This window comes from Cellulomonas sp. Root137 (genome assembly GCF_001426725.1).
Lineage (GTDB): Bacteria > Actinomycetota > Actinomycetes > Actinomycetales > Cellulomonadaceae > Cellulomonas.
The window spans coordinates 331,759-357,465 of sequence record NZ_LMFG01000003.1; the positions used below are offsets into that span (position 1 = coordinate 331,759).

Sequence of the window (25,707 nt, forward strand, 5' to 3'; positions counted from 1 at the left end):
TAGGTCCGCAGCGCGGGCCTACCCCGGGACCTTCTGCCCAGGTGGGGCGGCCAGTCCGGGACAGGTCGCGGTCACACCGGCGGGATGTTCTGGTTGAGCCGGAAGACGTTGTCCGGGTCCCAGGCTCCCTTGACCTCCTGGAGCCGGGCGTACGTCATGGCTCCGTACGCGCGGTGCACGCCCGCGGCGCCCTCGGCCCCGAGCGCGTTGACGTACACGCCGACGCTCCACGGCTCGATCGTCGCGGCGAGCCGACGGCACGTCGCGGCGTGGCGCTCGTCGTCGGCCGGGTCCTCCCACTTGGCCCCGACGTCGTACTCGAACCGCGTGTCGCGGTGTGCGAACGCCATGGCGTCCCGGTCGACGTCCGTGATGGCGCCGCCGTAGGCGGTGAGGCTCGCCGCACCGACGTCCGCCGCGGTGTGTGCGAGGAACGCGTCGAGCGCCGCGTCGGGGAGCTCGGTGACGTAGTGGCTCTTCGCGTAGCGCCGGAAGCCGTGCGCCGCGCCGACGTCCGACTGGCGCTGCAGGTCGACGTAGCCGATCGGCGCGACGCGTCGGGCCAGAGGGGTGCCCAGACCGTCGAGCTGCGCGACCATCGGTGCGGCGTCGCCGGGTGGTCCGACCCAGACGAACCCGAGGGTGAGCGGACCCCCTGCGCGGACCTCCGCAACGAGGGTCGCGCGCCGCGGTGCGGCGTCCGACGCGGCCAGCCACGTCCGGAGCGCGTCGAGGCCGCTCGCCGGGTCGAGGTCCACCTCGGCGACGAGGGCCTGCGTGCCGACGTCGTGCAGCGTGAGGTCGAACCGCGTGACGACGCCGAAGTTGCCGCCGCCGCCCCGCAGCGCCCAGAACAGGTCGGGATGCTCGTCGGCAGTCGCGCGGACGAGGTCGCCGTCGGCTGTCACGATCTCGTACCCGAGCGCGTTGTCGCAGGTCAGCCCGAACTGCCGGGCGAGCCAACCGACACCCCCACCGAGCGCCAGCCCGCCGATGCCGGTGTGGGACACGATCCCCGCCGTCGTCGCGAGCCCGTAAGGCTGCGTGGCCGCGTCGAGCGACCCGAGCAGCGCCCCGCCCTGCACCTGCGCCGTGCGGCCTCCGGGATCGACGACGACGCCCCGCATCCGCGAGAGGTCGATCATCAGCCCGCCGTCGGGCACCGCCCACCCCGCCGCGCTGTGCCCGCCGCCCCGCACACCCAGGGGGAGGCCGAGCTCTCGCGCGACCCGGACCGCGGTGCGCACGTCCTCGGCGCCCGCGCACCGGACCACGTACGCCGGGCGGCGGTCCACGGCGCCGTTCCAGACCGCCCGCGCCAGGTCGTATCCCGGCGAGCCTGGAGCGAGGACCTCGCCCTCGAACATGGCGGGGAGCGCTCCGGCCGTGGGCATGGCACGACTCTGGCTGCTACGGGGTGGGTCTGCCAAGAGTCACGAGCCACATCGGCCTGTCGAACTCGCGTGGTGCCCTTCGTGGACAGAGTGGAGGCTGGTCATCGGGACCGCCCGGCACCGAGGAGAGCGAGATGGGCCAGCTCGTCGCGATCATGTCCATGTCGGTCGACGGCTACGTCGCCGACCCCGACGACGGTGTGGCCGAGGTGTTCGACTGGTACTTCGGCTCCGGGGACGTCGAGATCCACACCGGGGGGTCGGACCCCATGACGTTCCGGGTGTCCGAGGCGAGCGCCGAGCACATCCGCGGTCTTGCCTCCGGGCTCGGAGCCGTGCTCACCGGTCGACGCACGTTCGAGGTCGCACAGGGCTGGGGCGGCAACCATGCGTGGGGACCCGCGTTCGTCCTGACGCATCACGTGCCCGCCGGGTGGCCGCGACCGGACTCCACCGTGCACTTCGTGACGGACGGCCTCGAGAGCGCGGTGGCGCAGGCGAAGGCAGCCGCCGGGGAGAAGTCCGTCGGGGTGCACGGCGCCGACACCATCCAGCAGTGCCTGAACGCCGGTCTTCTCGACGAGATCAGCGTCGACGTCGCGGCCGTCCTGCTGGGTTCCGGGGTTCGCCTCTTCGACCACCTCGTCGGCACGCCCTCCATCCTCGGGAACCCGACCGTGAGTCACGGCGTCGGGGTGACGCACCTGCGCTATCCGGTGCGCACGGCGTAGTCCGCACCTGCGCGGACCGGTCGCCCTACCAGTTCAGGGTGCCCTCGCCGCGGAGGATCTCGTGGTCGGACAGCCACGACGACGACACGACGCCGCGGTAGTTCTGCCGCCACCGCCCTGCGGTGAAGAAGACGTCGTCGCACTTGCTGGGTCCGCAGGTCGGGGCGTTGTACGTGCCGTCCCCGCCAGGGCGGTACTGGTCGGCCTCCACCATGGCGCCCGTCCCCGTCTGGCAGGTGGCGCTCGACGTGCCGCCAAAGGCGCTCGAGTAGAGCGGACGCAGCGCGGCGGCAGCGGGGCAGCTGCGCACATCGACGTTGGTGTCGACGCCCAGGACTGCCGCGCCGCCGCTGCCCGCGTGCGTGGCGAGCTGGCTCCCGACGGCGGTCGCCTGCTCCGTGGACGCCACCGTCTTGACGGAGAAGTGCGAGCTGCACACCCGGAAGACGGCCCCGATGACGACATCGCCGCACAGGAGGTAGCGCCGTTCGGACTCGGCGAGCGGGTTCGGCAGCAGGGTCGCGGTCACGTTCGTGGGTTGCGGGGCGCGGGCGAGCAGCGCGATGCCCCAGCTCCGCGCGCCCGGCGCGCAGCGGTTGTCGCCGATCGAGACGGTCTGGAAGAACGTGCCGCGCCAGGCCGAGCCGAGACGCAGCAGCAGCTGGTCATAGGTATAGCGGCACACCTCCTGCAGCGTGACCACGTTGCTCGCGCCGCTCACCACGCTCGTCGCGATGGCGGCCGCGCGTTGAGCTGCGGTGGCGTCGCACTCGGCGTTGCGCCCGTACTGGTCGCAGGCGTTGAAGTCGAAGACCTTGGTCCGCAGGGTCGCAGCCTGGGCTGGTGGCTGGGCCGCCAGTGAGGCGACGAGTGCCAGGAGGAGCACCAGCAGCCACGACAGGCGTTCCCGGCGAGGGCGTCGGGCACTCATGGCAGGGCGCACCGAGGGATGTCCAGACGATCCGCGCTCGTCACGCCGAGGTCGGACCCGATCTCGGACGACGAGATCTCGACGAAGCGACCGCCCGGCCCGCGGGACCACGTGCGGGCGACGGCGGAGGACTCGGAGCTGTTGTCGAGCATCGTCAGCCGGGATCCGTCGGCGGCCGAGTACACCAGGTCGCCGCGGACACCCCGGAGCACGACGGACGACCGGCCGGAGGCGACGTCGATCTCGACGGCCCTGTCCCGTGACAGCCCGGCGTCAGTGGGCGCGCGCCCCTCGACGGCCAGCAGCGTCATGCCGTCGGGAGACCAGTCCAGCGAGAGCAGCGCGATCATCGCGTCGGACCGGTGACGTGTCGTGGTCTCACCCGTCGACGCGTCCGCGATCCGGATCTCCTGGCTCGCATCCGGCATTGTCGTGACGAACGCCAGCTGCCGGCCGTCGGGGCTCCACGTGAGCTCCCGTGTCACGACCGCGACCGGTCCGGCACGGCCCGTTGCCGCTGTCGGCGCCAGGCTCCGTGCGGCCGACGCGGCGGGCAGGTCCACCAGGACAGGCAGCTCGGCGCCGGTGCCGGGTGGCTCTGCTGCCGAGAAGACGGTCAGAGCGAGCTGGGAGCCGTCCGGGGCGGGCGCCACCGCACCGACGTCGCCTGCCTCGAGCACGAGCGTCTGTTCCCCGGTGGCGGGGGCGATCGCGAGCACGGGGTCGGTCGGTGGCGTCAGCGCCGCGGTCGGCGCGACGGCCGGGGCCGGCGAGGCGTAGACCGTCGCGGCGTCGGCGGCGATGCCGAACTCGTACGAGCCGAGGTCCGTGGTCACCGGTGCCACGGAGCCGTCCGGCCGCACCCCGTAGATGTCCGATGACGGCGACGACCCGAGCTGCTCCACCAGCGCGCCCTCGGCGGTGAAGCCCCGGAACACGGCGACGAACGGCTGGTCACCGCACTGGGCGAGTCCCGCGAACGGGGCGGTGTCGACGTGCGGAGCGCCGGGAGCGTCAATAGGCCCCCCTGCGCTGGTCGGAGCACACGCCGACAGGAGTGCCGCCAACCCGACGAGCAGCACGCCTGTGCGCGCAGGCTGCACCCCGGTCGTGGATGTCATCGCTGGCCCCCGCCATCCGTCCGCTCTCGACACTAGGTCGCAGCACCGCCACCCGACAAGGCCACGCCGCCGCGCCGGGCTCACGCCCCGGTCGCGCGGCCGCGGTAGGCCCTCGGCGAGAGGCCGTGGACGCCGGTGAACTGGCGCGAGAAGTACAGCGGGTCGTCGTACCCCGCCGCCCGCGCCACGGACGCGATCGACATGGTCGAGCTGTCCAGCAGCTCACGGGCGCGGGCCATCCGCAGCTGGGTCTGGTACTCCAGGGGAGATGTTCCGAGCTGTCGGCGAAAGAGGGCGTTCAGCTGCGAGGGGCTCAGCCCGACCATCGCGGCGAGCGCCGGGGTCGAGGTGCGGGTGGGGGAGGTGGCGCGCAGGTGCTCCACCGCGCGGTCGACCGGGCTGAGCCCCGGGCCGGGTGCGCGTCGGCCGGTCGCCGTGAGGAGAGCGAGTGCGTGCCAGGCCGACCCGGACGCCCGGACGAACGTCGCCGTGGTGGTGCCCCCGTCGAGGGCGTCGATCACCTGCGAGACGAGGCTGGCGACCGGCGCGGCGTCTCGCAGGTGCGTGACGGGCCCGCCGGCGGCGTCGAGCGCCGCGTCGACGAGGTCCCCGGAGTCGGACCCCGTGACGTGGAGCCACCACAAGGTCCACGGGTCGGTCTCCGAGGCGCCGTACGCGTGCTGTCGTCCCGCGCGCAGCAGGACGGCGTCTCCGCGACCGACGGTCGCCGTCCCGTCGGGGGTCCTGCACCACCCCGAACCGTCGGTGCAGACCAGCAGGACGTGCTCGGCGGCGCCCTGGGGCCGGGATCGCCCATGGCGGGCAGCGTGGGGGAAGAAGCCGGCGTCGGTGACGAGGAGCTTGCCGGTCACCCGGTGGGTCAGTGCCCGCTCGACGGCAGGGCGAGGGACGACGAGCATGCGTTGGCCGACGAACCCTTCGCGCACGGCGCCGATCGGCGATTCGTCCATGGGCGCCAGTGGAACGTGCATCGGCGTACGCGTCAACCTGCCCTAGGTTCGTTCTCATGCTCAGCGACGAGTCCAGGATCGTCCTGCCGGACGCACCAGCCGGTATCGCAGGACGTCCCGTGCGCGCATGGCGCGAGGCGATCGCCATCGACACCTACGAGGCCGGCACCCCCGACCGCTATCCCGCGTACCTGGACCAGCGGGTGTACCAAGGGTCGTCGGGCGCCGTGTACCCGCTGCCCTTCGTCGAGAGCGTCGCCGAGGTGAAGTCCGCGCGGACGTGGGACGCGGTCCACCTCGAGAACGAGTACGTCCGGCTGATGATCCTGCCCGAGCTCGGTGGGCGCATCCAGGTGGGGTTCGACAAGACGCGGGGCTACGACTTCTTCTACCGCAACGACGTGATCAAGCCGGCGCTCGTCGGCCTGACGGGTCCGTGGCTGTCCGGCGGTGTCGAGTTCAACTGGCCCCAGCACCACCGACCCTCCACCTACCTCCCGTGCGAGGCGACGATCGAGGAGGAGCCCGACGGCTCGGTCACGGTCTGGTGCTCCGACCACGACCCCTTCGCCAGGATGCAGGGGATGCACGGTCTGCGGCTGCGTCCCGGGAGCGCCCTGATCGAGGTGCGGGGACACGTGGTCAACCGGACCGACGACGTCCAGACCTTCCTGTGGTGGGCGAACGTCGCCGCCGCGGTCAACGACGACTACCAGTCGTTCTTCCCGACGGACGTGCACGTGGTGGCGGACCACGCCAAGCGCGCGATCACCACGTTCCCCGAGGCCACGGGTCGCTACTACGGCGTGGACTATCCCGGGCAGCGCATCCCGGAGCGCCCCGACGGTGGCCGCCTGGACTGGTACCGCAACATCCCGGTGCCGACGTCCTACATGTGCCTGGGCACCCAGGACGACTTCTTCGGCGGGTACGACCACGGTGTCCGCGCCGGGTTCGTGCACTGGGCGGACCATCGGTTCGCCCCGGGCAAGAAGCAGTGGACGTGGGGGAACGCCCCGTTCGGGTGGGCCTGGGACGCGCAGCTGACCGACACCAACGGGCCCTACGTCGAGCTGATGGCAGGCGTGTTCACGGACAACCAGCCGGACTTCGCGTTCCTGAAGCCGGGGGAGACCAAGACGTTCTCCCAGTACTGGTACCCGATCCAGGACATCGGCCCGGTGCACCAGGCGACGCGGGACGCCGCGGTGCGTCTCGACGTCGTCGACACGGTGCTGCGCGTCGGTGTGGCGACGACCTCAGCACGTCCCGGCACCCGGGTGCTCGTCCGCGCCGGCGGCGACGTCCTCCTCGACGAGCGCGTCGATCTTGCACCGGGTGCGCCGTACGTCCATGAGGTGACGCTCGCGGCGCCGATCCGTCCGGAGGCGTGCGAGATCCTCGTCCAGCACGAGGGCGACACGCTCGTGACGTGGTGTCCTCGACGCCCGGCCGACGACGCTCACCAGCCGGCCCGGGTCGACGCGGCGACCGAGCCTGCGCCACCGTCGCAGATCGACTCGGCCGACGAGCTGTACCTGACCGGCGTGCACCTCGCGCAGTACCGCCACGCCACCCGGTCACCCGAGCCGTACTGGGCCGAGGCGCTCCGGCGCGACCCCGGGGACACCCGCTCCCGTGTCGCGCTGGCCGCGCGACGTCAGCACGACGGGCGGCTCGAGGAGGCGGAGCAGCACCTGCGGGCGGCGGTCGCGCGGTTGACCGTCCGCAACCCGAACCCCCGGGACGGCGAGGCCCACTACCGGCTCGGCGTCGTGCTCGCACGGACCGGCCGCGCCGACGAGGCGAGGTCCGCGCTCGCGACGGCGATGTGGGACGCGTCCTGGCTCGACGCTGCGACGGTCGCCTCGGCACGGCTCGACCTCGCGGAGGACCGCACCTCGCAGGCCTCGGACGACCTGGCGCAGCTGCTGCTCCGGAACCCTGGCCACAACCAGGGCCGGAACCTCGCCGCGGTGGCCGCGCGCCGCCTCGGTGACCTGGGCCGTGCGCGCAGCCTCGTCGAAGGAACACTGGCAGCCAACCCGCTCGACGCCTGGGCGCGAGAGCTCGGGACGCTGGTGGGGCTCGACCTCTCGACGACCACGGATCCCACCATCGCGCTGGACGTGGTCCGGGAGTTCCTCAGCCTCGGCGAGGACGAGGCGGCCGTCGAGCTGCTCGAGCGCATCGGCTCCCTGCCGCTCACGCCCGGCCAGACGAACGTCGCCCCCCTCGCGCTGCTGTACCGCGCCGACCTCGAGCTGCGTCGGGGTCGACGCGCCGACGCCGAGCAGACGCTCGCGAGGGCGCGCCGGACGGACCGCACCTGGTGCTTCCCGTCGCCGCAGGACGGCGACGTGCTGGAGCGCCTGCGCCGCGCGATGCCCGAGGACGCCCTGCTCGCCGAGCTCCACGGGCACCTGCTCTACGCGGTCGGCCGGCGCAACGAGGCGATCGAGGCGTGGGAGGTCGCGGCGGTCGGTGTGGATGCCGGTCCGGTGGTCCTGCGCAACCTCGGCGTCGCGGCGCACAACGTCCAGGGCGAGCCGCAGCTCGCGGCCGACTACTACGCCCGGGCGCGCGCGCTCGCCCCGGACGACGCCCGGCTCCTGTTCGAGTCCGACCAGCTCGCGGGTCGGCGGGGGCTCGACCCGGCACAGCGCATCGCCGACCTCCTGGAGCGTCCCGACCTGGTGCAGTCGCGTGACGACCTGTCGGTCCAGCTTGCCGAGCTGCTCACGGCTGCAGGCCGTCCGTCGGACGCGCTGGACGTGCTCACCGACCGGTCCTTCCAGCCCTGGGAAGGTGGCGAGGGCCGCGTCCTGGCGGCGTGGGAGGAAGCCCATCTCAGCCTCGCGCGCTCCGCGCTGGCGTCCGGAGACCCCGCCACTGCGGTCGCGCACGCCCAGGCGGCGATCGACCCGCCACCGAACCTCGGCGAGGCCCGGCACGCCCTGGCCAACACCGCGGACCTGTACCTCGTGCTGGGAGACGCCCTCGCCGCCGCCCACGGGCCCGATGGCGCGCGGTGGGCGTGGGTGCGTGCGGCGTCGCAGCAGGGTGACTTCCAGGGGATGCAGGTGCAGCGGTACTCCGAGCGGACCGCAGCGGCGGTGACCGCACTGCGCCGGCTGGGGAGGACGCAGGACGCACAGGAGCTCCGGGACGGTCTGGCGTCGTACGCCGCCGAGCAGGCTACGGTGCGGGCGCAGGTCGACTACTTCGCCACCTCCCTGCCGACGATGCTCCTGTTCACCCAGGACGTCCAATGTGCCCACGACACGCGCGTCCGCGTGCTCCGGGCGCAGCTCGCGCTCCTCGACGACGACGGCGACCGGGCTGTCTCGATCGCCGGCGACGTGCTGGTCCGCGACCCGCTGAACGCGTTCGCCGTCGCGATCGCCGCAACCCCTCGAGGAGAGTCATGACCGTCGTGGCCCACCGCCGGATCACCGCCGCGGTACTTGCCGCGCCTCGCCGGGGTCACCTGCGCGTCGGCGACGTCGAAGCCGGGCCCGACGCCATCGAGGTCACGAGCCGGTGGGTGGAGCGGGGCGGCGTGCCCTGGTTCCCGATCACGGGCGAGATCCACTACTCGCGTATCCCGCGTGAGCGTTGGAGCGAGATCCTCGGTCACGCGCGCGCGGGCGGTCTGACGTCCGTCGCGACGTACGTCCTGTGGCAGGCGCACGAGCCGGTGCCCGGGGACTTCCGGTGGGACGGGTCGCTCGACCTGCGTGCGTTCATCGAGCTGGCTGCGCAGCACGGCCTCGACGTCGTCGTGCGGATGGGCCCGTGGGCGCACGGCGAGGCGCGCTACGGCGGCTTCCCCGACTGGCTCGTCGACCGCGGTGTGGACACCCGGACGAACGATCCCCGCTACCTCGAGCTCGTGCAGGCGCTCTACGCCCAGACGGTCGCCCAGCTCGTCGGGCTCACGCACGCCGAGGGTGGCCCGATCGTCGCGGTCCAGCTGGACAACGAGCTGTACGACCAGCCCGAGCACCTCGCGCGGCTGCGGGAGATCGCCGAAGGGTTGGGGCTGCGCGTCCCGATCTGGACCGCCACCGGGTGGGGCGGTGCGCAGGTGCCCGAGATGCTGCTGCCGGTGTACAGCGCGTACTCGGACGGCTTCTGGGACGACGAGCAGACGGAATGGCCGGCATTCGCGTCGTTCCACTTCCGCTACAGCCCGGTCCGGGACGACCTGTCCGTGGGCGCGGACGTGCGTGAGGCGCTGGACGGGATCACGGTCGACCCCGCAGCCCTGCCGCTCAAGGACGACGACGCCGTGCCGTTCGTGACGTGCGAGCTCGGCGGGGGGATGCACGTGGCGTACCACCGGCGGCCCCTCGTCGCACCGCGCGACATCGAGGCGCTGGCTCTGGCCAAGGTGGGCAGCGGCTCGATCTGGCAGGGCTACTACATGTACGCCGGCGGCACGCAGCGCTCGGGTCTGCACGGCTCGGAGCAGGAGTCCCACGCCACCGGGTACCCCAACGACGTGCCGCGAGTGACCTACGACTTCGCCGCACCCGTCGGGGAGCACGGACAGATCCGGCCGCACCACCATCAGCTCCGTCGCCAGCACCTCTGGCTGCGCGAGGACGGTCACCGGATCGCGCCGATGGCGACGACCGTCGGCGGCGGGAGCGAGGACCCCGACGAGCTGAGGTGGGCGGTCCGGTCGGACGGCCACAGCGGGTACGTCTTCGTCTCGACGTACCAGCCGGCCAAGCAGCCGCTCGCCGAGCAGCGCGGCGTCCAGCTCGCGGTCGAGCTCGACGACGACACGGTGACCGTCCCGGCGCGTCCGATCGACATCCCCGCCGGCGTCTCTCTGGTCTGGCCTCTGCGCTACCCGGTCACGCCCGGGATCGTCCTGCGCAGCGCGACTGCCCAGGTGATCACCCGCGTGAGCGACGACCACGGTCAGATCCTCGTGCTCGGCGCCTACGACGGCATCCCCGTCGAGCTCGTGCTCGACGGCCACGTCGACGTCCGTGGTTCCGGTGCCGGCGAGCACCGGGGCGACGCGACGGTCGTCGCGCTCACCGCACCGGCGGGACCGCAGTGCGTGATCGAGCTGCCGGGCGCGCGCATCCTGGTCCTGGACCCGGCGAGCGCCGACAGGCTGTACCTCCTGGACCTGCCGGGCCGGGAGCGCCTGGTCCTCTCCGACGCGCCCCTGTACTCACTCGGCGGGCAGCTCGTCGTCCACCCGGACGAGAGGCACCGCACGGTGTCGCTCCTCCCGGCCCCGCCGTCGCTGGACGCCGACGGCGCCGACCTGAGCGACCCGAGGGACGACGGGCCCTGGCGGACGTGGACGCTCGACGCGCGGCACGTCGGACGCACGACGCTCGTGTCCGAGCTCCGGCCGCAGGCGTCCGCGGTGCCGGATCCCGTGCGCGGTGGGCCGATGAACCGGCTGAGCGCTCCGACCGACTTCAGCGGCGCCGCGGTCGTCCACGTCGACGTACCGGCCGACCTGCTCGAGGGTGCCGACCGGGCGCTCCTGCGGATGACCTGGACCGGCGACGTCGGCAGGGCCTACGTCGGCGACGTCCTGATCAGCGACCACTTCTGGCACGGGCGCGTCTGGGACGTCGACGTCACCCCGTGGGCGAGCGAGGTCGCCGAGCATGGCGTGCGGTTCGAGCTGCTTCCGTGGCGCCGCAGCACGGGGGTGTGGGTGGACCCCGCCGTCCGGGACCTCCCCGACGGCATCCACGTGACCGCGATCGAGCTGGTGCGGGTCGGGCGGGTGCGGCTCGTCGCCCCCGGGGGAGACGAGCCGCACCGCTGATCAGCTCGTCCCGCTCGCCGACTTCGTCGGCGTCACCGGCCCGTACAGCGGCGGCTGCAGCTCGGCCATCTCCAGGTCCGCGGTCGCCTGGATGAGGGCCAGCAGGTCGGTGTCCAGCCCGGGGGAGAACTCCTCGAAGCGCTCGTCCGCGATGGTGCTCGGCACGCCGGGGGGCGCCTGCTCGGTCGCGTCCAGCTCGGTGCCGTCCTTGGAGGGTGACATCCCCTGGAAGATCTTCCCCGCCTCGGACGCGGCCGTGAGGTCGAACGAGTACTGCTTGCTCTGCAGACCCAGGTCGAGGAGCTTCTTGACCTCGGGGAACTTCTCCGCGTCGGTCTTGGGGATCGGCAGGACCGACGCCCAGTTCACACCGAGGGTCTCCAGGGCGCGGGCGTAGGCGTTCTCGTGGGCCTGGTCGCGCACGATCAGGTAGGAGATGGTCGAGCGGGCGGTCTTGTTCGCGGTCATCTCGTAGATCCGGCACTTCTGCAGCCGGCCCGTCGACTCCAGCATCAGGTTGTAGAGCAGGTCGAGCACGAGGTTGCCGGAGTTGTAGACGTACGAGCCGGACCACGGGTTGCCCGCGGAGTCCACGGGCAGCGCGCCCTGGGCCGCCACCAGGTAGTGGTGGATGTTTCCCTGGTCCAGCGCGGACTCCAAGGGAGTGGCACCGCCGGCCCCGGGCTTGTCCAGCGGGTCCGACTTCTTGCCGTTGTAGCGGGGGGAGCCGTCCAGCAGGCGCGCGATGGTGGTGCCGATGAGCTCGACGTGGCTGATCTCCTCGGTGCCGATCCCCTGGAGCAGGTCCCGGTACGGCTTCCCCTTCGGGCCGCGGAAGTTGATGCTCTGGAACAGGTACTGCATCATCGTGCGCATCTCGCCGAACTGACCTCCGAGCCCTTCCTGCAGGGCGTTGGCGGCTGCCGGGTCCGGCTCGTCGGCCTCGATGTCGTTGATGAGTCGCTGTACGTGCAGGTACATGGCTGTTCCCCTCGTCAGGCGTCGTCGTCCTGGGTGCTCGCGCCGCGCGACTTGCGCAGGGCGCGGCCGAGCCGCACGTCCTCCTCCTGCTTGGCCTGCTTCTTCTCGCTCGCGCGCGTGTCCCGCGGCGGGAGCTGGATGGTCTTCTCGGCCTCGATGCCGCCCTGCAGCTGCCGCCCACGCTCGACCTCGGCATCCAGCTCGGCACCGAACAGCAGGGCCAGGTTGGTGATCCAGAGCCAGAGCAGGAACACGATGACCCCCGCCAGGGAGCCATAGGTCTTGTCGTAGCTGCCGAAGTTGGCGACGTAGAAGCCGAACCCCAGCGAGGCGAGCACCCACACGACGAGCGCCACGATCGCGCCGAGGCTGATCCAGCGGAACGTCGGCTGCCGCACGTTCGGGGTCGCGTAGTAGAGGATCGCGATCGCCACCACCACCAGCGCGACGATGACCGGCCATTTCACGACGCTCCAGACAGTGACCGTCACGGCACTCAGCCCGATGGCCGACCCCACCGAACGCGCGACGCCTCCGGAGAGCACGACCGCCGTCACGATGGCGACGGCGACCACGACGAGGATCACCGTCACCAGGAGCAGCGTGGGCCGGAGCTTCCAGATCGGGCGGCCCTCGTCGATCTCGTACACGCGGTTCATGCCACGGCTGAACGCGGCGACGTAGCCGGAGGCGGACCAGAGCGCCAGGACCAGTCCGAGGACCAGGGCGAACCCTGCGGCCGGTGCCTCGGTGAGCTGGGTCAGGATCGGCTTCACGGTGTCGTCGACCGAGCTCACACCGACATCACTGGCGATCTTCAGCACGTCCGTGACCATCTTCTGCGGGTCCCCGACCAGGCCGAGGATCGAGACGATCGCCAGCAGGGCAGGTGCGATCGCGAGGACGGCGTAGTACGTGAGCGCCGCGGCAAGGTCGGTGCACTGGTCCTTGCCGAACTCGCGCAGGGTCTTGCGCAGCACGTAGAGCCACGACCGCCTGGTCATGTCGTCGGGGGAGTCGGGCTTGCGCGGGTCCTCCGGAGCGGGCGCCGCGGCCTTCTCGGTGCTCGTCGTGCTGCTCGTGTCGTGCGTGGTCATCGCGAAGGCCTCCGGTCGATGCTGACGGACAGGACGCGCGACGGGGCACCACGCCGTGCCCCGTCGCGCGGGTCCTCTAGTAGCCGCGCGGGGTGTCGTCGGCGGCGTGGGCGCCCTTCACGGCGTCCGCCGCGTCGGTGGCGTCCGCGCGCAGGTCGTCGACGGCCGAGCGGCCCTCGTCGCGCAGTGTCGACCCGGCCTCCGCGGCACGGTCCTTGACCGCGGCCGCCGCCTCCTGCGCCGGCTCACGCAGCGTGTCGGCGAAGCCCTGGGCGACGTCCTTCGCCTCCTGGACCAACGGCGCGGCCTGCTCCTTCGCGGACTGCGCCAGCTGCTGCTCCTGCCGCGTGCTCGGCAGCAGCGACGAGATCAGCCACCCCGCGCCGAACGCCACCAGACCGGCGGCGAGCGGGTTGCCCCGGGTCTTGTCCTTGGCGGCGTGCGGGAGCTGCGAGGCAGCGTCACCGACGTTCGAGGCCGCGTGGCCTGCGGAGTCGGCGCCGCTGGACACGCCGCCCATGACGCGGTCCTTGACGTCCGTCACCGCGGAGCGGACCTTGTCCGCCTGCCGCTGCGCCACCTGGCTGGGGCTGACCTTGTCGGTCAGGGCGTCGACGTCCGAGCTGAGCTCAGCACGCGTGCGCTCGATGTCCTCGCGGATCTGGTCCGGGTCGGTGCTCATGCGTTCTTCTCCTCGTGACCTTGCAGGGCGTTCGGGATCTTCTTGACGGTGTCGGTGGTCTGCGGCAGACCGGAGACGCGCTTCGTCTCGGCGCGACCGCGCGCGGCGAGGACGGCGGCCACGATCGCCCAGAGCACCGCGACGATCACCGCGGACCAGCCCAGGGACTCCATCGCGTCGCCGAGCGCCCACCACAGGGCGATCGACAGGAACAGCAGGACGAAGTGGCCGGCCACCGCGGCGCCCGCGAACATCGAGCCGCTCTTGGTCGCCGCCTTCGCGGACTGGCGGATCTCCGCCTTGGCCAGCTCGACCTCCTGGCGCAGGAGGGTCGAGATGTCGCGTGTGACGTCGCCGAGCAGGTCGCCGACGGACGGTCGCGGGGGAGCGCCGACGGGGTCGGTCATCGCTGGTCCCACATGGAAGCGCCGGGGACCGGCGTCGCGAGCTCGTCGGTGAAGCGGGGACGCTCCTCCACGGGGTCCGAGTACGCCGAGACAGGCAGGGGCTCGGTCACCGACGTGCGCACCGGCGCGGGGGCGGGCGTGGCGGGCGGCGCGTCCTTGAGGCCGCGGGTGAGCCGGCCGAGCACGACGCCGGCCCCGGCGGCGATGACGAGGAACGTGCCCGGGCGGCGCCGGGCGAAGCTGCGGACCTCGTCGAGCACCTCGTCCGGCCCGTGGCCCTCGAGCCAGCGGCCGAGGGCGTCCACCTTGTCGCCCACCTCGCGCACGAGGTCGGTGGCGAGGTTCTGCTCGGTCGGGGCGGACGCCATCTGCGACAGCTGACCGCCCACGGAGGTCAGTCCGCCGGCGAGCCGGGACTGCTGGGTGGCGGCCTGCCCGGTCACCTCGGTGCGGGCCTGCGACCAGAGGTCTCCCAGCTGGCGCCGGGCCTCGTGGGTGACCGCCGCGGCCTCGCCCTTCGCGTCGTCGAGCAGGTGCCCGCCGGCGTCGGTTGCCTTCGCCTTGAGGGTGCTGGCCTGCTCCTTCGCGGTGTCCGCGGTGCTCCCGTTCTCCGGGAGGGGATAGCTGCTGGTGTAGTCGTCGGTCATGGTGCGGTCTCATCTCGAGTCGTCGGACGGCGGACAGCCCAGCCGCCGTGGCCGGGCGCAACCGATCCGAGAGGGGTTGAGGGGCGCGGGGTTTCTGCCGCGCATCCGTCCGCATGGGTCCAGGCCGATCGCGGCCGAACCGCGATCAAGCGTGTGCGCGGGCCTGCGCTCCTGCGCCCGGGCCCGTGCCCTGCCCCGGCGACGCTTCTTGTCCCGGGTGACGGTGTGCCGGTGACGATGTCGATCCGGCTCGTCGGACGCTAAGCCCGTCGTTCCCCGCTCGCCACCCGAGTCGTCCAGCTCCTGCTGGTTCGGCGGAGCGGGACCCCGCCGGTTGCGTCCCGTGCTGGCGCGGGTACGGTCGGGCCCCATCGCCGTCCGAGCGCGCGCACTCCGAGGAGGACCGATGGCTCCGCACCGGGTCGACGTCGACCCCCGGCTCTTGAGGATCTACCTGTCCGACCACGTCGCCGGCGCGACCGGGGCGATCGCCAGGTCGCGGCGGATGGCGCGGGCATACGACAGCACACCGCTGGGCGGCCCCATCGGGAGCTTCGCGGAGGAGCTGGAGGGGGAGCGCGTGCTCCTGCTCGAGCTCTCGGAGAGTCTCGGGCTCCGGCTGAGCCGGTGGAAGTCCGTGGGAGCCGCGGCCGGGGAGCGGGTCGGCCGCCTCAAGCCCAACGGGCGCCTCACCTCGGCGTCGCCCCTGTCCGCGCTGCTCGAGCTCGAGCTCCTGCGCGGCGGCGTCAATGCCAAGCGAGGCCTCTGGGACTCGCTCGCGTCCTGGAGCGGCGCGCTCGGTCTGGAGCGCGCACGGTTCGAGGAGCTCGACCGGCGCGGGCTCGCCCAGATCGAGTTGTTGGAGCAACTGGCGGCGGTCGCACGCGACCGTGTCGCGGCCGGCATGCACGACGTGAGCGAGGCCTGACGGCGGGCGTTCGCCGCGCGCGAACGACCCGTCCCCACCACTGGCACTCCCAGGGCGAGAGTGCTATTTCTTCTGTTGTAGCCAGTCCGGCCACGGAGTCGGACGACACCCGGGGCCCGGACGGTCCGGCGCCCTCGACGCAGAGGAGGTGGGGTCATGGCTACGCGATTCGACCCGTTCCAGGAGTTCGACCGCCTGTTCGCCCAGGTGCTGACGGCCGAACGGGCGTCGGCGACCATGCCGATGGATCTGTACCGCTCGGGCGACCACTACGTGCTCCACGTGGACCTGCCGGGCGCCGACCCGGGAACGATCGACGTGAACGTCGAGGACCGCACGCTGACCATCCGCGCGCAGCGCACTGCTCGCGCCGAGCAGGACGTGCAGTGGCTGGCCAAGGAGCGCCCGGTCGGCACCTACGCGCGACAGCTCACCGTGAGTCGCGGCCTCGCGCTGGACGCCATCTCGGCGACCTACTCCGACGGGGTGCTCACCCTGACCATCCCGGTCGCCGAGGACGCCAAGCCGCGGCGCATCGAGGTGCAGCACGCCGGTGACACGGCCGCGATCACGTCGGGGAGCGACGCCGTCGCCTGACGGTCGTGGCGGGGGCGCTCGGGTGCGAGAGCACCACCGGGCGACGAGGGCACGCCTTGTGCGGGCGAGCCGAGGCCCGCGCCCCCGCCACCACCCCTGTCCCCGGTTGCGGCTGCCGCGACACGTGTGAGGCTGTTCGCAGGCGTCCCCCGCTCCAGGCTCGGGCTGGAGGGACTCCCGCGTCGAGAAGGACCGGCCGTGAAACTACCCAGCCCGCGAGGGCCTCTGAGTCGTGCCGTGACGGAGGTTCTGAGCACTCCTCTCGACGGGGCTGCGGGCGCCGGAGAGCTGGCGCCCCTGACCCGGCGGGTGCTCGCGCACTCCGTCGACCTGCTGTCGGACGAGGACGTCCAGCTGACGCTCTACGTCATGTACGAGCTCTTCTACCGGGGCTTCGAGGGCGTCGACGACGACTGGGAGTGGGCGCCCGAGGTGCTGGGTGCCCGGCGACTCATCGAGTCCGCGCTCGAGCAGCACCTGTCCGAGCGTGTGGACGTCCCTGAGGAGATCGCACCTGAACGGGGAGCGGTCGCCGAGGCGTTGTTCGCTCTGACGGCGCCGAGCCCAGGGCCCAGCGTCGCTCGGTACGTGGCGAAGCGGGCGAGCCTGGAGCAGCTCCGCGAGCTCCTGGTGCAACGGTCGGTCTACCAGCTCAAGGAGGCGGACCCCCACACGTGGGCGATCCCGCGCCTCGTCGGACGCCCGAAGTCCGCGCTGGTGGAGATCCAGGCCGACGAGTACGGCGGTGGCGACCCCGAGCGGATGCACTGCGAGCTGTTCGCGCGGACCATGCGGGGCGCGGCGCTGGACGCGGAGTACGGCGCCTACATCGAGCAGGTCCCCGCGGTCACCCTGGCCGGCGTGAACGTGATGTCCCTGTTCGGGCTGCACAGGCGGTGGCGGGGTGCGACCGCCGGACACCTCGCCGCCTTCGAGATGACGTCCTCGCTGCCGAACAGGCTCTACGGCGACGGGTTCCGCCGCCACGGCTTCGACCAGGGCACGACGGAGTACTTCGACGAGCACGTCGAGGCGGACGCCGTGCACGAGCAGATCGCCGGGCGCGACCTGGCGGGTGCCCTGGTCCAGCAGGAGCCGGAGCTGCTGCACGACGTCCTGTTCGGTGCCGCGACGTGTCTGTACCTCGACGAGGTGGTCGGCGAGCACCTGCTCACCGCCTGGGAAGCCGGCGTCTCCTCGCTGCGGACCGCATGACCGCCTCCGACCGGCCCGCGGACCGCCGACCTGGCCGGACGCCGTCGATCGTGGCGTGCCCGGACGGTCCGATCCTCGTCCGGGGCGACGTGACGATCACCGACGACACCGGGCAGCCGATCCCGCGCCGTCGCTCGACCGTGGCCCTCTGCCGCTGCGGCGCGTCCGCGATCAAGCCGTACTGCGACGGGACGCACAAGGCCATCGGCTTCACCGCACCCTGACCGACACCCTCCACGAGCAGAAGACCGAGGCCCCGACATGCGCGCACTGACCTGGCAAGGCCACGAGAAGGTGAGCGTGGAGACGGTGCCGGATCCCCGCATCGTCGAGGCGACCGACGCGATCGTCCGCGTCACGTCGACCGCGATCTGCGGCTCCGACCTGCACCTGTACGCCGTGCTCGGCATGTACCTCGACGCCGGCGACGTGCTCGGCCATGAGGCGATGGGCGTGGTGGAGGAGGTCGGCCCCGGCGGCGGGACGCTCCGACCGGGGGACCGGGTGGTCATCCCGTTCAACATCTCCTGCGGCACGTGCTGGATGTGCTCCCGGGGACTGTTCGCGCAGTGCGAGACCACGCAGGTCCGCTCGCAGGGCACGGGCGCGTCACTGTTCGGGTTCAGCAAGCTCTACGGGCAGGTCCCGGGCGGGCAGGCGCAGTACCTGCGGGTGCCTCAGGCACAGTTCGGGCCGGTCGTGGTCCCCCAGGACGGCAGCCCTGACGAGAGGTACCTGTTCCTGTCGGACGTCCTGCCGACCGCGTGGCAGGCGGTTGAGTACGCCGCCGTCCCGGCCGGCGGCACGGTCGCCGTCGTGGGTCTCGGTCCGATCGGCCAGATGGCGGCCCGCATCGCCGCGCACCGTGGGGCCTCCCGCGTGATCGGCCTCGACCTGGTCCCCGAACGGCTGCAGATGGCCGCACGGCACGGGATCGACGTGCTGGACGTCAGCAAGGTCGACGACGTCACGGACGCGGTCCGCGCGCTGACCGGAGGGCGGGGAGTCGACTCCGCGATCGACGCCGTCGGCATGGAGGCGCACGGATCACCTGTCGCCGCGGGCGCGCAGCGGCTGGCGGGGATCCTGCCGGACGGAGTGGCCGCGACCATGATCGAGAAGGCCGGTGTGGACCGCCTGGCGGCCCTGCAGACAGCGTTCGACGTGGTCCGGCGCGGCGGCACGGTCTCGATCGTCGGTGTCTACGGCGGAGCGGCGGACCCGATCTCGATGATGCAGCTGTTCGACAAGGGCCTGACGCTGCGGATGGGACAGGCCAACGTGAAGCGGTGGATCGACGACCTGCTGCCTCTCGTGTCGGATGCCGCGGACCCCCTGGGCGTCCTTGATCTGCGGACCCATCGGGTGCCGCTCGAGACGGCTCCCGAGGCCTACGAGATGTTCCAGAAGAAGGCCGACGGCTGCATCAAGGTCGTGCTCGACCCGGCCGCGGCCTGAGCTCCCCGTGCGGATCGTGGACGGCGTCGTCGGGCCGCGGCAGTCTGCGTCGGGGGCGCGCGGCGGTCGTGGGGACTGGCTGGTGGTCGCGGGCGACGTGGTCCGGGCGATGGCGGTGGCGAGCGTCGTCGTCGGCACCTGGCGGGCGGGGCTCGTCGCGTGCGCGCTCTTCCTCCTCGTGCTCGGCGGGACGCTGATCCCGCGCGCGATCGGCGCTCCGGCCGGGCTGGACGTCGCGTACTGCGTGACGCTCCTGTTCGCGGCGTGGGCGGCCCAGCTGGAGTGGTACGCCGCGGTGGACTGGCTCGACCTGGCGGTGCACGCGGTCGCCACGGGCCTCGTCGCCGTGATGGTCCTTCTCGCGCTGGTGCGCTGGCGGGTGATCACCGACCCCGCGGACGCACCGGACCGGATCGTCCTGGTGACGGGGCTCGGTGCCACGGCGGCGGTGCTGTGGGAGATCGGCGAGTGGGCGGGTCACACGTTCCTGGACCCGAGCATCTACGTCGGCTATGCGGATACCGTCGGCGACCTCGCTGCCGGGCTCGCGGGCAGCGTCGTCGCGGCGGTCGTGCTGGCTCGGCGATCGTGACCGGGCCCACGCTGCCCACGGTCTCCGTGGTCATCCCCGCGCGTGACGACGCGGTCGCCCTGGCCGAGTGCCTCGCGCTCCTGGCTCGCCAGACGGTCACCCCGCGGGAGGTGCTCGTGGTGGACAACGGCTCGACGGACCAGACCGCGGCAGTCGCGGTGGCGTGGGGCGCCCGCGTCGTGTCCGAGCCCCGGATCGGCATCCCCTCGGCGGCGGCCACCGGGTACGACGACGTCGACGGAGAGGTGATCGCGCGGCTCGACGCGGACTCGCGTCCCGACCCGGACTGGGTGGAGCGGATCGCGACGTGCATGGCGGAGCGCCCGGACCTCGACGCCGTGACCGGCTCGGGGGAGTTCGTCGACCTGCCGGCGTGGGCGCGCGGGGCGGCCAGCGGTGCCTACCTCGGCTCGTACTACGTGCTCGCGCACCTGGCGCTCGGCCACACGACCCTGTGGGGGTCGTCGATGGCGATCCGCCGCTCGTCCTGGCTGGCGGTCCGCACGCTGGTCAGCCGCGACGACCCCGAGGTGCACGACGACCTGGATCTCGCCTTCGCGCTCGGACCCGGCCGCCGGATCCGCTTCGACCCCGCGCTGCGGGTGGGCGTGTCCGCCCGGTCGTTGCGGGGCCACGCGCAGCGCGTGCGGCGGTTCGACCGGGCGTGGCGGACGCTGCGGCTCAACTGGCAGGTGTCCCCGCCGTGGTACCGCTGGCGGGCTCGACTCGCGCGGTGAGGGCCGCTCAGCCGTCCAGGCGGGCGGCGACGTCGGCGGGGAACCCGCCGGTGGCGACCGGGCCCCACCGGGTGGGCGTGATCCGGATCAGGGACTTGCCCTGCACCCGCATGGCGGCGCGGTACTCCTCCCAGTCGGGATGCTCCCCGGCGATGCACCGGTAGTAGTCCACGAGGGCGTCCTCGGCCTCCGGCATGTGCAGTACCTCGGCGTCCCCGTCCACCTGCACCCAGGCGCCGCCGAAGTCGTCGGACAGGACGCACACGCTCACCGCCGGGTCCCGCTCCGCGTTGACCGCCTTCGCCCGTCCCGGGTAGGTGGAGATCACCAGCCGGCCGCGGTCGTCGACGCCACCCGAGACCGGAGAGACCTGGGGCCGCCCGTCGCCGCGGGTGGTCACGAGGACGAAGCTGTGGCGGTCGCGGACGAAGTCGAGCAGTCCGGCGAGGTCGACGGTGCGTGTGGTGGCGATGGATCGGGGCATGCCCCCACGCTAGGAGCCGCCGCGGGCAGACGCCCGACGACGCACCGCCTGCTCGCCGGGTCGGACCGCCCGCGCGGGCGTGGCGTCAGCTGGTGAGGATGCGGTTCTTCTGCACCTCGAACTCGGTGTCGCTGAGCACGCCCGAGTCCCGCAGCGCGCCGAGCTGCGCGAGCTGGGCAAGCTTCTCGTCCATGTCGGGTGTCGCGGGGGCCGGGGGCGGCGCGTAGGCCGGAGCAGGCGGCGGAGCGGCGTACTGCGGCTCGGGCTCCGCCTGGGCGGCCCAGCGTCCGGCCTGGCGCCGGGACACCCGGTTCGACACGGCCGTGGCCGTCCCCGCGATGGCGGCGGTGCGTGCGACGCCTCGGATCAGTCCGGGCATGGTGTCCTCCTCGACGGGGTCAGGCGACGGGTTCGGTGGCGTCCAGGGAGGCGATGATCGCCTGCACCGGGATGCGTCCGCCGGCGACCAGCTGGCCGCCGGCGCGACGGAGGGCGACCGCGAACGGTGCGGCCCAGACGTTCTCGTAGACGAACACCCCGGCCGCGTCACCGGGTTCCAGCGCGTTCGCCGCCTCGCTCAGGTCGTCGTCATCGAGCAGGCCCGACGACGCGCCCTCGAAGATCGTCAGGTCGACGCCGCCGTCGCGCAGCTCGGAGAGCTCGAGCGCGGTGACCGTGCCGTCCGCCGCCTTCTGCATGAACACGAGGTCGAGGATGCGGATGATGCCGCGTTCGACCAGGTCGATCAGGAGGGGGAACGCCTCACCGGTGAAGTGTGCCCGGGGAAACGCGACCACCACGTAGTCGATCGGCCCCATCTCCTCGAACCCTGCCAGGTCCTCTGTCATGACCGTCCCCTCGCCATCGTCGGCTGAGATCTGTCACGGGGCTGGGGCGGGGAGAGACGCTGCCGCCCGAAGTCCCAATACTCCGGAAACGTACCACCGGGGCTTCGCGTGTCCAGGGGCCGCATCCCCATTGCGGCGGCGGTGGCTCGGGTGAAGGCTGGAGGTCCGCACACGGACTCGACGAGGAGACCCCATGTCCACGACCGTCGCCAGCATCACGCACATCAGTGCCCGTTCCGACACGAGCTTCGAGGACGCCGTCCGCGGCGGGATCGAGCGGGCATCGACCACGCTGCGCAACGTGCAGGGTGCCTGGGTCAAGGACCAGAAGGTCGAGGTGTCCGACGGGAAGATCACCGCCTACCAGGTGGTCCTCGAGGTCACGTTCGTCCTGGACCAGTAGCCCGGAGGCGGTCGGCCGTCACCCCCGCAGGGCGGCGAGCAGCGCACCCACGGTGAGTCCGGCACCCGCGATCCACACGAGCGTGGGCAGCCGCGTCCAGAACGACCTCATGCGCGCAGCACCTCGCCCTGGTCGGTGACCTCGATCTCCTCGGCCTCGAGCGGCTCGGTCGCGGGCCCCTGGACCACCGCTCCGGTGGCGGCGTCGAACGCGCTGCCGTGGCACGGGCACCGGATCTCTCCGTCGCGCACGCCGCCGACCAGGCACCCCTGGTGCGTGCAGACCGCCGAGAAGCACCGGACCGTGTCGCCGTCGCGCGTGAGCACGAGCTTCTCGTCGGCGATGACGATGCCGCCGCCGTCCGGGATGTCGTCCACGGCGGCGAGCCGGTGGGAGTCGACGTCGTCGTCCTGCTCGACGTCCGAGCCGGTGGAGTACTGGTCGTCGTCGTCCGCGCCCGGTGCCGGGCCGAGCGTGGCGAACCCCACGTACCCCAGGGCGCCGGCCGCGAGAGCGACGCCGGCGCCCTCGAGCACCGACCGCCGACCGACCTCCGGGGTGTCCACGTCAGTAGCTCACGTACCCGCTCTGGCCGAAGAACCAGAGCGCGGAGCTGAACCAGAGGACCACGAGGACGCCCGCCAGGAGGCCGCCCAGCACGGGGACCGCGGCCGAGGGCAGACGGTGCAGGCGCAGCGCCAGCATCTTGGCGGCGAAGACCCCGTAGAACACGCAGCCCGCCACCGAGTGCACCAGCACGCGGGTGGACTCATCCTCGAACCCGAGCGACCAGACGCAGTGGAACACCACCGGCAGCGTGAGCAGGAACGCGACCGTACCGCTCCAGCGGTGCAGGCCGGTGACCCAGCCGGGGGCGTCCGTCACGCCCGGCAGCCGGCCCCACATCGCCAGGGCGGACAGGAGCTGCACCACGACCAGGGCGGCGGCGGCGGTGGTGAGCCACGACTTCATCTGGAGCATGCCGCTGAACCCGAGGGTGGTGAGGGCGGCACCGTCGCCGGGGTGCACCTGGGCGTAGCCGGCCAGCGCGGCCGCGACCGCCAGGCCGACGGCGCCGAGCGCAGCCAGCCCCCACTGCGGCGGCAGGTCCGCCGCGCGCGTCGCGGTGCTCACCCGTCGATCGTGGTGCCCGGAGGGTGTGCAGCGGTAGCCCTGCCGGCGACCCGCGGGTGGGTGAGGTGCTGCACAGATGTGCAGGGACCCTGGACGGATGTCCGGCGTGGTTCTAGCGTCGATGTGCCGGTCCGCCGACGGACGGCGGGCCCGCACGGGAGGACACCCATGCTCTCCGACCACGCCTCGATGCCCGTGCTCGCCGTCACCGACATGGAGCGAGCACGCGCGTTCTACGAGGGGACGCTCAGCTTCACCAGCGCGGGCGAGGTGCCCGACGGCGTCGTCTACGGCACGTCCAACGGCGGGTTCCTCGTGTACCCGTCCGCCTACGCCGGCACCAACAGGGCGACCGCGATCTCGTTCCAGCTCCCGACCGACGCCTTCGACGCCGAGGTGGACGCGCTGCGTGCTGCGGGCGTGGAGCTCCAGACGTTCGACCTGCCCGGCGACGTCACCTGGACCGACGGAGTCCTGTCCGACGGAGAGATGCGGGCCGCCTGGTTCGCCGACCCCGACGGGAACGTCCTCAACGTCGAGACGCACCCGGCGGACGCCGCGGGCTGAGGGTCCGCGGCGGGGGCGCCGGGCGACGACCGCGGAGGTCGCCGCCCGGTACCTGTGTCAGTCGTCGTCGATCTCCGACCCGTCCGGGGCGATGACGTACCAGACGTCGTTCACGCCCTGACCCTTGACGTCGCCCGGTGCGGTGTCCTGGGCGAACGTGTAGATCGGCCGCCCGTCGATGGTGATCTGCTGGGCGCCGTCGGTGCCGGTGATGGTCCCCACCTCACCCGTCACTCCCGTGACCGTGGGAGTGTCGGACTCCGTGGTGATGGCCGGCCACGCGGTCGCGCAGTCGCCCGAGCAGGCGCTCGTGCCGGAGTCCTTGGTGTCCTTGAGGAAGTAGTACGCGGTCATGCCGTTGCCGTCCACGACGATGGTGCCCAGCGACGACTCCGCCGTCGCGAGGTCGGTGGACATCTCCTCGGCGGGCGTCTCCTCGGCGGGGGACTCCTCCGAGGTGGTGACCTCGCTCGCGGGCTCCTCGGTGTCGTCGCCGGAGCCCCCGCACGCGGTCAGGGTGGCCGCTGCCACGAGAGCGGTGATCGTGAGGGTGATGGTCCGTCGCACGGTGGTCTCCTCTGGTCGGTGCCGGTCCCGCCCCCGGGACCTGCTACCTGGGACCACGAGGCGGGGAGCGTGCAGGTTCACCGTGCGGTGAACCTCGGGCACGGGTGCATCGTTGACCGGGTAGGACGACGCGACAGCGGGGAAGGAGGCGGCGTGGCCGAGGAACCCGACGCGCTCCTGCGCGCTCTCCACCAGGCCTACGCGCGCCCGCTGCAGCACTACGTCGTGCGCCTCACGGGCGACCACGCACTCGCTCAGGACGTCGTGCAGGAGGCGATGGTGCGGGCGTGGAAGCACCCCGAGGTGCTGGCCAGGGAGCAGGACGCGACCCGTGCGTGGCTCTACACCGTGGTGCGCAACCTCGTCATCGACGACCGCAGGAGCGCGCGGCACGTGCGGGAGCGGACCACCGACCAGACACCCGACTCGGTCCAGCCCGACGGGTCGCAGGCCGTGCTCGACAGCTGGCTGGTCGCGGACGCCCTCGAGCAGCTGACGCCGGAGCACCGGGCGGTCGTCGTGGGTGCCTACTACCGGGGTCGGTCCGTGGCGGAGCTGGCCGCCGAGCACGAGATCCCCGAGGGCACCGTCAAGTCCCGCCTGCACTACGCGTTGCGCGCGCTCCGGCTCGCGCTCCAGGAGAGAGGGGTGTCCGCATGACCGGCCGGGACGCGGACGAGCGGTACGGCCCGGGCGACGACCCGTTCCGTGACTGGGACGCCGCCTACGTCCTCGGAGCGCTCGGCCCGCAGGAGCGGCGCACCTTCGAGGAGCACCTGCGCACGTGCGACGCCTGTCAGGCGGCCGTGGCCGACCTCGTCGGGCTGCCGGGGCTGCTCCGGATGGTGACCCCGGACGAGGCGGAGGCACTCGGCGGTGCGCCGGACGCCGAGGTGGTCGAGCTGGCGACCCTCGCCCGGGCCGCGCACCGGGACCGTCGACGCCGCACGGCGGGCCTCGTCGGAGCAGCCGCGGCCCTGCTGCTGCTCGGCGGGATCGCCGGCGTCCTCCTCGGTCGGCCCGTCGACGCGGGAGCACCGGTCGCGTCGCAGTCACCGTCGGCGACCAGCCAGATCACCGCCCTGCAGCTGGAACCCGTCGGGTCCGTGGCCGTGACCGCGAACCTCACCCTGCAGCAGAAGGCCTGGGGCACCCGGATCGACTGGGAGTGCCGCTACCCCGCCGATCCCGGACCGTACGGTACCGACGCCACGTACGAGCTGGTCCTGGTGGACGCGGACGGGAGGAGCACCGTGGTGGCCACCTGGCGCGCGCTCAACGGCGGCGCTCGGGGGCTCGGAGCCTCGTCGAGCATCCCCACTGGCACGATCCAGCGGGTGGAGATCCGCGTGCAGGGCTCCGACGCGGCGGTGGCGGCCGCGGAGACGTGACGAGCGGGACCG

29 protein-coding genes are annotated in these 25,707 nt (G+C 72.6%); 14 read left to right on the top strand and 15 right to left on the bottom strand.

The window, feature by feature from the left end; translation table 11 throughout:
* Positions 1-71: 71 nt before the first annotated feature.
* Positions 72-1,394 carry an FAD-binding oxidoreductase gene (locus tag ASD18_RS16595; protein WP_056094635.1) on the bottom strand — a complete coding sequence of 441 codons (1,323 nt, stop codon included), beginning with the start codon at positions 1,392-1,394 and terminating at the stop codon, positions 72-74.
* A gap of 134 nt (positions 1,395-1,528) precedes the next feature.
* Here ASD18_RS16595 and ASD18_RS16600 point away from each other — a divergent pair, with 134 nt between their 5' ends.
* The gene (locus ASD18_RS16600; protein ID WP_056094640.1) at positions 1,529-2,125 is read left to right on the top strand and encodes a dihydrofolate reductase family protein; all 597 of its coding nucleotides are present in this window, start codon (positions 1,529-1,531) and stop codon (positions 2,123-2,125) included.
* A 25-nt stretch (positions 2,126-2,150) separates the two neighbouring features.
* Here ASD18_RS16600 and ASD18_RS16605 read toward each other — a convergent pair whose 3' ends face one another.
* From ASD18_RS16605 to ASD18_RS16615, 3 genes are all read right to left on the bottom strand, one after another.
* Positions 2,151-3,056, bottom strand: a complete 906-nt coding sequence (locus ASD18_RS16605) for an endonuclease/exonuclease/phosphatase family protein (RefSeq protein WP_156388052.1) — start codon at positions 3,054-3,056, stop codon at positions 2,151-2,153.
* Positions 3,053-4,177 carry a PD40 domain-containing protein gene (locus tag ASD18_RS16610; protein ID WP_156388053.1) on the bottom strand — a complete coding sequence of 375 codons (1,125 nt, stop codon included), beginning with the start codon at positions 4,175-4,177 and terminating at the stop codon, positions 3,053-3,055. Before ASD18_RS16610 ends, ASD18_RS16605 begins: the two co-directional genes overlap by 4 nt.
* 80 nt (positions 4,178-4,257) lie before the next feature.
* A complete protein-coding gene (locus ASD18_RS16615) occupies positions 4,258-5,148 on the bottom strand; it encodes an AraC family transcriptional regulator (protein WP_056094650.1) in 891 nt (296 codons plus the stop codon).
* 119 nt (positions 5,149-5,267) lie between these two features.
* Between ASD18_RS16615 and ASD18_RS16620 the strand changes: the two genes are divergently transcribed.
* The gene (locus tag ASD18_RS16620) at positions 5,268-8,579 is read left to right on the top strand and encodes a DUF5107 domain-containing protein (RefSeq protein ID WP_200938628.1); all 3,312 of its coding nucleotides are present in this window, start codon (positions 5,268-5,270) and stop codon (positions 8,577-8,579) included.
* Entirely contained in the window at positions 8,576-10,960 is a 2,385-nt protein-coding gene (locus ASD18_RS16625) for a beta-galactosidase (RefSeq protein ID WP_056094657.1), read from the top strand. Before ASD18_RS16620 ends, ASD18_RS16625 begins: the two co-directional genes overlap by 4 nt.
* Here the strand turns inward: ASD18_RS16625 and ASD18_RS16630 are convergent, their stop codons facing one another.
* From ASD18_RS16630 to ASD18_RS16650, 5 genes are all read right to left on the bottom strand, one after another.
* Positions 10,961-11,941, bottom strand: coding sequence for a manganese catalase family protein (locus ASD18_RS16630; protein ID WP_056094660.1), 981 nt, complete (start codon positions 11,939-11,941; stop codon positions 10,961-10,963).
* A gap of 14 nt (positions 11,942-11,955) precedes the next feature.
* Positions 11,956-13,038: a YihY/virulence factor BrkB family protein gene (locus tag ASD18_RS16635; RefSeq protein WP_056094663.1), complete on the bottom strand. Its 1,083-nt coding sequence runs from the start codon at positions 13,036-13,038 to the stop codon at positions 11,956-11,958.
* Between the two features lie 76 nt (positions 13,039-13,114).
* Complete coding sequence (locus ASD18_RS16640; RefSeq protein ID WP_056094666.1) at positions 13,115-13,720, bottom strand: DUF3618 domain-containing protein; 606 nt, start codon at positions 13,718-13,720, stop codon at positions 13,115-13,117.
* The gene (locus ASD18_RS16645) at positions 13,717-14,127 is read right to left on the bottom strand and encodes a phage holin family protein (RefSeq protein WP_056094668.1); all 411 of its coding nucleotides are present in this window, start codon (positions 14,125-14,127) and stop codon (positions 13,717-13,719) included. The genes ASD18_RS16640 and ASD18_RS16645 overlap by 4 nt, the downstream gene beginning before the upstream one ends.
* A complete protein-coding gene (locus tag ASD18_RS16650) occupies positions 14,124-14,774 on the bottom strand; it encodes a hypothetical protein (RefSeq protein ID WP_056094671.1) in 651 nt (216 codons plus the stop codon). The genes ASD18_RS16645 and ASD18_RS16650 overlap by 4 nt, the downstream gene beginning before the upstream one ends.
* A 406-nt stretch (positions 14,775-15,180) precedes the next feature.
* Between ASD18_RS16650 and ASD18_RS16655 the strand changes: the two genes are divergently transcribed.
* The 7 genes from ASD18_RS16655 (at position 15,181) to ASD18_RS16685 (ending at position 20,301) form a co-directional block, all read left to right on the top strand.
* Entirely contained in the window at positions 15,181-15,702 is a 522-nt protein-coding gene (locus ASD18_RS16655; protein WP_056094674.1) for a hypothetical protein, read from the top strand.
* 156 nt (positions 15,703-15,858) lie between these two features.
* Positions 15,859-16,299 (top strand): Hsp20/alpha crystallin family protein, encoded by a 441-nt coding sequence (locus ASD18_RS16660; protein WP_056094675.1) that lies wholly within the window; start codon positions 15,859-15,861, stop codon positions 16,297-16,299.
* A gap of 237 nt (positions 16,300-16,536) precedes the next feature.
* Positions 16,537-17,514: an iron-containing redox enzyme family protein gene (locus ASD18_RS16665; RefSeq protein ID WP_235522438.1), complete on the top strand. Its 978-nt coding sequence runs from the start codon at positions 16,537-16,539 to the stop codon at positions 17,512-17,514.
* Positions 17,511-17,738 (top strand): CDGSH iron-sulfur domain-containing protein, encoded by a 228-nt coding sequence (locus ASD18_RS16670; protein ID WP_056094681.1) that lies wholly within the window; start codon positions 17,511-17,513, stop codon positions 17,736-17,738. Before ASD18_RS16665 ends, ASD18_RS16670 begins: the two co-directional genes overlap by 4 nt.
* Before the next feature lie 37 nt (positions 17,739-17,775).
* Positions 17,776-18,972, top strand: coding sequence for a zinc-dependent alcohol dehydrogenase (locus ASD18_RS16675; RefSeq protein ID WP_056094685.1), 1,197 nt, complete (start codon positions 17,776-17,778; stop codon positions 18,970-18,972).
* Positions 18,973-18,979: 7 nt separating this feature from the next.
* A complete protein-coding gene (locus ASD18_RS16680) occupies positions 18,980-19,564 on the top strand; it encodes a hypothetical protein (RefSeq protein ID WP_235522439.1) in 585 nt (194 codons plus the stop codon).
* Positions 19,561-20,301 carry a glycosyltransferase family 2 protein gene (locus tag ASD18_RS16685; RefSeq protein ID WP_056094688.1) on the top strand — a complete coding sequence of 247 codons (741 nt, stop codon included), beginning with the start codon at positions 19,561-19,563 and terminating at the stop codon, positions 20,299-20,301. Before ASD18_RS16680 ends, ASD18_RS16685 begins: the two co-directional genes overlap by 4 nt.
* Positions 20,302-20,308: 7 nt before the next feature.
* On the opposite strand, the gene ASD18_RS16690 is transcribed toward ASD18_RS16685, so the two are convergent.
* The 3 genes from ASD18_RS16690 to ASD18_RS16700 all read right to left on the bottom strand — a co-directional run bounded on the left by ASD18_RS16690 (position 20,309) and on the right by ASD18_RS16700 (position 21,633).
* Complete coding sequence (locus ASD18_RS16690; protein ID WP_056094691.1) at positions 20,309-20,785, bottom strand: PPOX class F420-dependent oxidoreductase; 477 nt, start codon at positions 20,783-20,785, stop codon at positions 20,309-20,311.
* A gap of 85 nt (positions 20,786-20,870) precedes the next feature.
* Positions 20,871-21,164, bottom strand: coding sequence for an SHOCT domain-containing protein (locus ASD18_RS16695; RefSeq protein WP_056094694.1), 294 nt, complete (start codon positions 21,162-21,164; stop codon positions 20,871-20,873).
* A gap of 19 nt (positions 21,165-21,183) precedes the next feature.
* On the bottom strand, positions 21,184-21,633 hold the full coding sequence (locus tag ASD18_RS16700; protein WP_200938629.1) for a DUF6325 family protein: 450 nt from the start codon (positions 21,631-21,633) through the stop codon (positions 21,184-21,186).
* A gap of 193 nt (positions 21,634-21,826) precedes the next feature.
* Here ASD18_RS16700 and ASD18_RS16705 point away from each other — a divergent pair, with 193 nt between their 5' ends.
* Positions 21,827-22,036, top strand: a complete 210-nt coding sequence (locus ASD18_RS16705; protein ID WP_056094697.1) for a dodecin family protein — start codon at positions 21,827-21,829, stop codon at positions 22,034-22,036.
* Between the two features lie 107 nt (positions 22,037-22,143).
* Here ASD18_RS16705 and ASD18_RS16710 read toward each other — a convergent pair whose 3' ends face one another.
* Both ASD18_RS16710 and ASD18_RS16715 read right to left on the bottom strand, forming a co-directional pair.
* Positions 22,144-22,602 (bottom strand): Rieske (2Fe-2S) protein, encoded by a 459-nt coding sequence (locus ASD18_RS16710; RefSeq protein ID WP_056094700.1) that lies wholly within the window; start codon positions 22,600-22,602, stop codon positions 22,144-22,146.
* A 1-nt stretch (position 22,603) separates the two neighbouring features.
* Positions 22,604-23,170, bottom strand: a complete 567-nt coding sequence (locus tag ASD18_RS16715) for a DUF6529 family protein (RefSeq protein ID WP_056094703.1) — start codon at positions 23,168-23,170, stop codon at positions 22,604-22,606.
* A gap of 168 nt (positions 23,171-23,338) precedes the next feature.
* On the opposite strand from ASD18_RS16715, the gene ASD18_RS16720 reads away from it, so the two are divergent.
* Positions 23,339-23,737: a VOC family protein gene (locus ASD18_RS16720; protein WP_056094706.1), complete on the top strand. Its 399-nt coding sequence runs from the start codon at positions 23,339-23,341 to the stop codon at positions 23,735-23,737.
* Between the two features lie 57 nt (positions 23,738-23,794).
* On the opposite strand, the gene ASD18_RS16725 is transcribed toward ASD18_RS16720, so the two are convergent.
* Positions 23,795-24,304, bottom strand: coding sequence for a hypothetical protein (locus ASD18_RS16725; protein ID WP_056094709.1), 510 nt, complete (start codon positions 24,302-24,304; stop codon positions 23,795-23,797).
* A 153-nt stretch (positions 24,305-24,457) separates the two neighbouring features.
* On the opposite strand from ASD18_RS16725, the gene ASD18_RS16730 reads away from it, so the two are divergent.
* Together ASD18_RS16730 and ASD18_RS16735 are read left to right on the top strand one after the other, a co-directional pair.
* The gene (locus tag ASD18_RS16730) at positions 24,458-24,964 is read left to right on the top strand and encodes a sigma-70 family RNA polymerase sigma factor (protein WP_082574161.1); all 507 of its coding nucleotides are present in this window, start codon (positions 24,458-24,460) and stop codon (positions 24,962-24,964) included.
* Positions 24,961-25,695 (top strand): anti-sigma factor, encoded by a 735-nt coding sequence (locus ASD18_RS16735; protein ID WP_056094711.1) that lies wholly within the window; start codon positions 24,961-24,963, stop codon positions 25,693-25,695. Before ASD18_RS16730 ends, ASD18_RS16735 begins: the two co-directional genes overlap by 4 nt.
* Positions 25,696-25,707: the final 12 nt, after the last annotated feature.

Coding starts and splice junctions, on each gene's coding strand:
- ASD18_RS16610 (WP_156388053.1), bottom strand. CDS start 4,177: ATGACATCCACGACCGGGGTGCAGCCTGCGCGCACAGGCGTGCTGCTC.
- ASD18_RS16640 (WP_056094666.1), bottom strand. CDS start 13,720: ATGAGCACCGACCCGGACCAGATCCGCGAGGACATCGAGCGCACGCGT.
- ASD18_RS16735 (WP_056094711.1), top strand. CDS start 24,961: ATGACCGGCCGGGACGCGGACGAGCGGTACGGCCCGGGCGACGACCCG.
- ASD18_RS16625 (WP_056094657.1), top strand. CDS start 8,576: ATGACCGTCGTGGCCCACCGCCGGATCACCGCCGCGGTACTTGCCGCG.
- ASD18_RS16690 (WP_056094691.1), bottom strand. CDS start 20,785: ATGCCCCGATCCATCGCCACCACACGCACCGTCGACCTCGCCGGACTG.
- ASD18_RS16650 (WP_056094671.1), bottom strand. CDS start 14,774: ATGACCGACGACTACACCAGCAGCTATCCCCTCCCGGAGAACGGGAGC.
- ASD18_RS16600 (WP_056094640.1), top strand. CDS start 1,529: ATGGGCCAGCTCGTCGCGATCATGTCCATGTCGGTCGACGGCTACGTC.
- ASD18_RS16645 (WP_056094668.1), bottom strand. CDS start 14,127: ATGACCGACCCCGTCGGCGCTCCCCCGCGACCGTCCGTCGGCGACCTG.
- ASD18_RS16615 (WP_056094650.1), bottom strand. CDS start 5,148: ATGGACGAATCGCCGATCGGCGCCGTGCGCGAAGGGTTCGTCGGCCAA.
- ASD18_RS16675 (WP_056094685.1), top strand. CDS start 17,776: ATGCGCGCACTGACCTGGCAAGGCCACGAGAAGGTGAGCGTGGAGACG.
- ASD18_RS16655 (WP_056094674.1), top strand. CDS start 15,181: ATGGCTCCGCACCGGGTCGACGTCGACCCCCGGCTCTTGAGGATCTAC.
- ASD18_RS16605 (WP_156388052.1), bottom strand. CDS start 3,056: ATGAGTGCCCGACGCCCTCGCCGGGAACGCCTGTCGTGGCTGCTGGTG.
- ASD18_RS16720 (WP_056094706.1), top strand. CDS start 23,339: ATGCTCTCCGACCACGCCTCGATGCCCGTGCTCGCCGTCACCGACATG.
- ASD18_RS16695 (WP_056094694.1), bottom strand. CDS start 21,164: ATGCCCGGACTGATCCGAGGCGTCGCACGCACCGCCGCCATCGCGGGG.
- ASD18_RS16595 (WP_056094635.1), bottom strand. CDS start 1,394: ATGCCCACGGCCGGAGCGCTCCCCGCCATGTTCGAGGGCGAGGTCCTC.
- ASD18_RS16635 (WP_056094663.1), bottom strand. CDS start 13,038: ATGACCACGCACGACACGAGCAGCACGACGAGCACCGAGAAGGCCGCG.
- ASD18_RS16630 (WP_056094660.1), bottom strand. CDS start 11,941: ATGTACCTGCACGTACAGCGACTCATCAACGACATCGAGGCCGACGAG.
- ASD18_RS16705 (WP_056094697.1), top strand. CDS start 21,827: ATGTCCACGACCGTCGCCAGCATCACGCACATCAGTGCCCGTTCCGAC.
- ASD18_RS16660 (WP_056094675.1), top strand. CDS start 15,859: ATGGCTACGCGATTCGACCCGTTCCAGGAGTTCGACCGCCTGTTCGCC.
- ASD18_RS16700 (WP_200938629.1), bottom strand. CDS start 21,633: ATGACAGAGGACCTGGCAGGGTTCGAGGAGATGGGGCCGATCGACTAC.
- ASD18_RS16670 (WP_056094681.1), top strand. CDS start 17,511: ATGACCGCCTCCGACCGGCCCGCGGACCGCCGACCTGGCCGGACGCCG.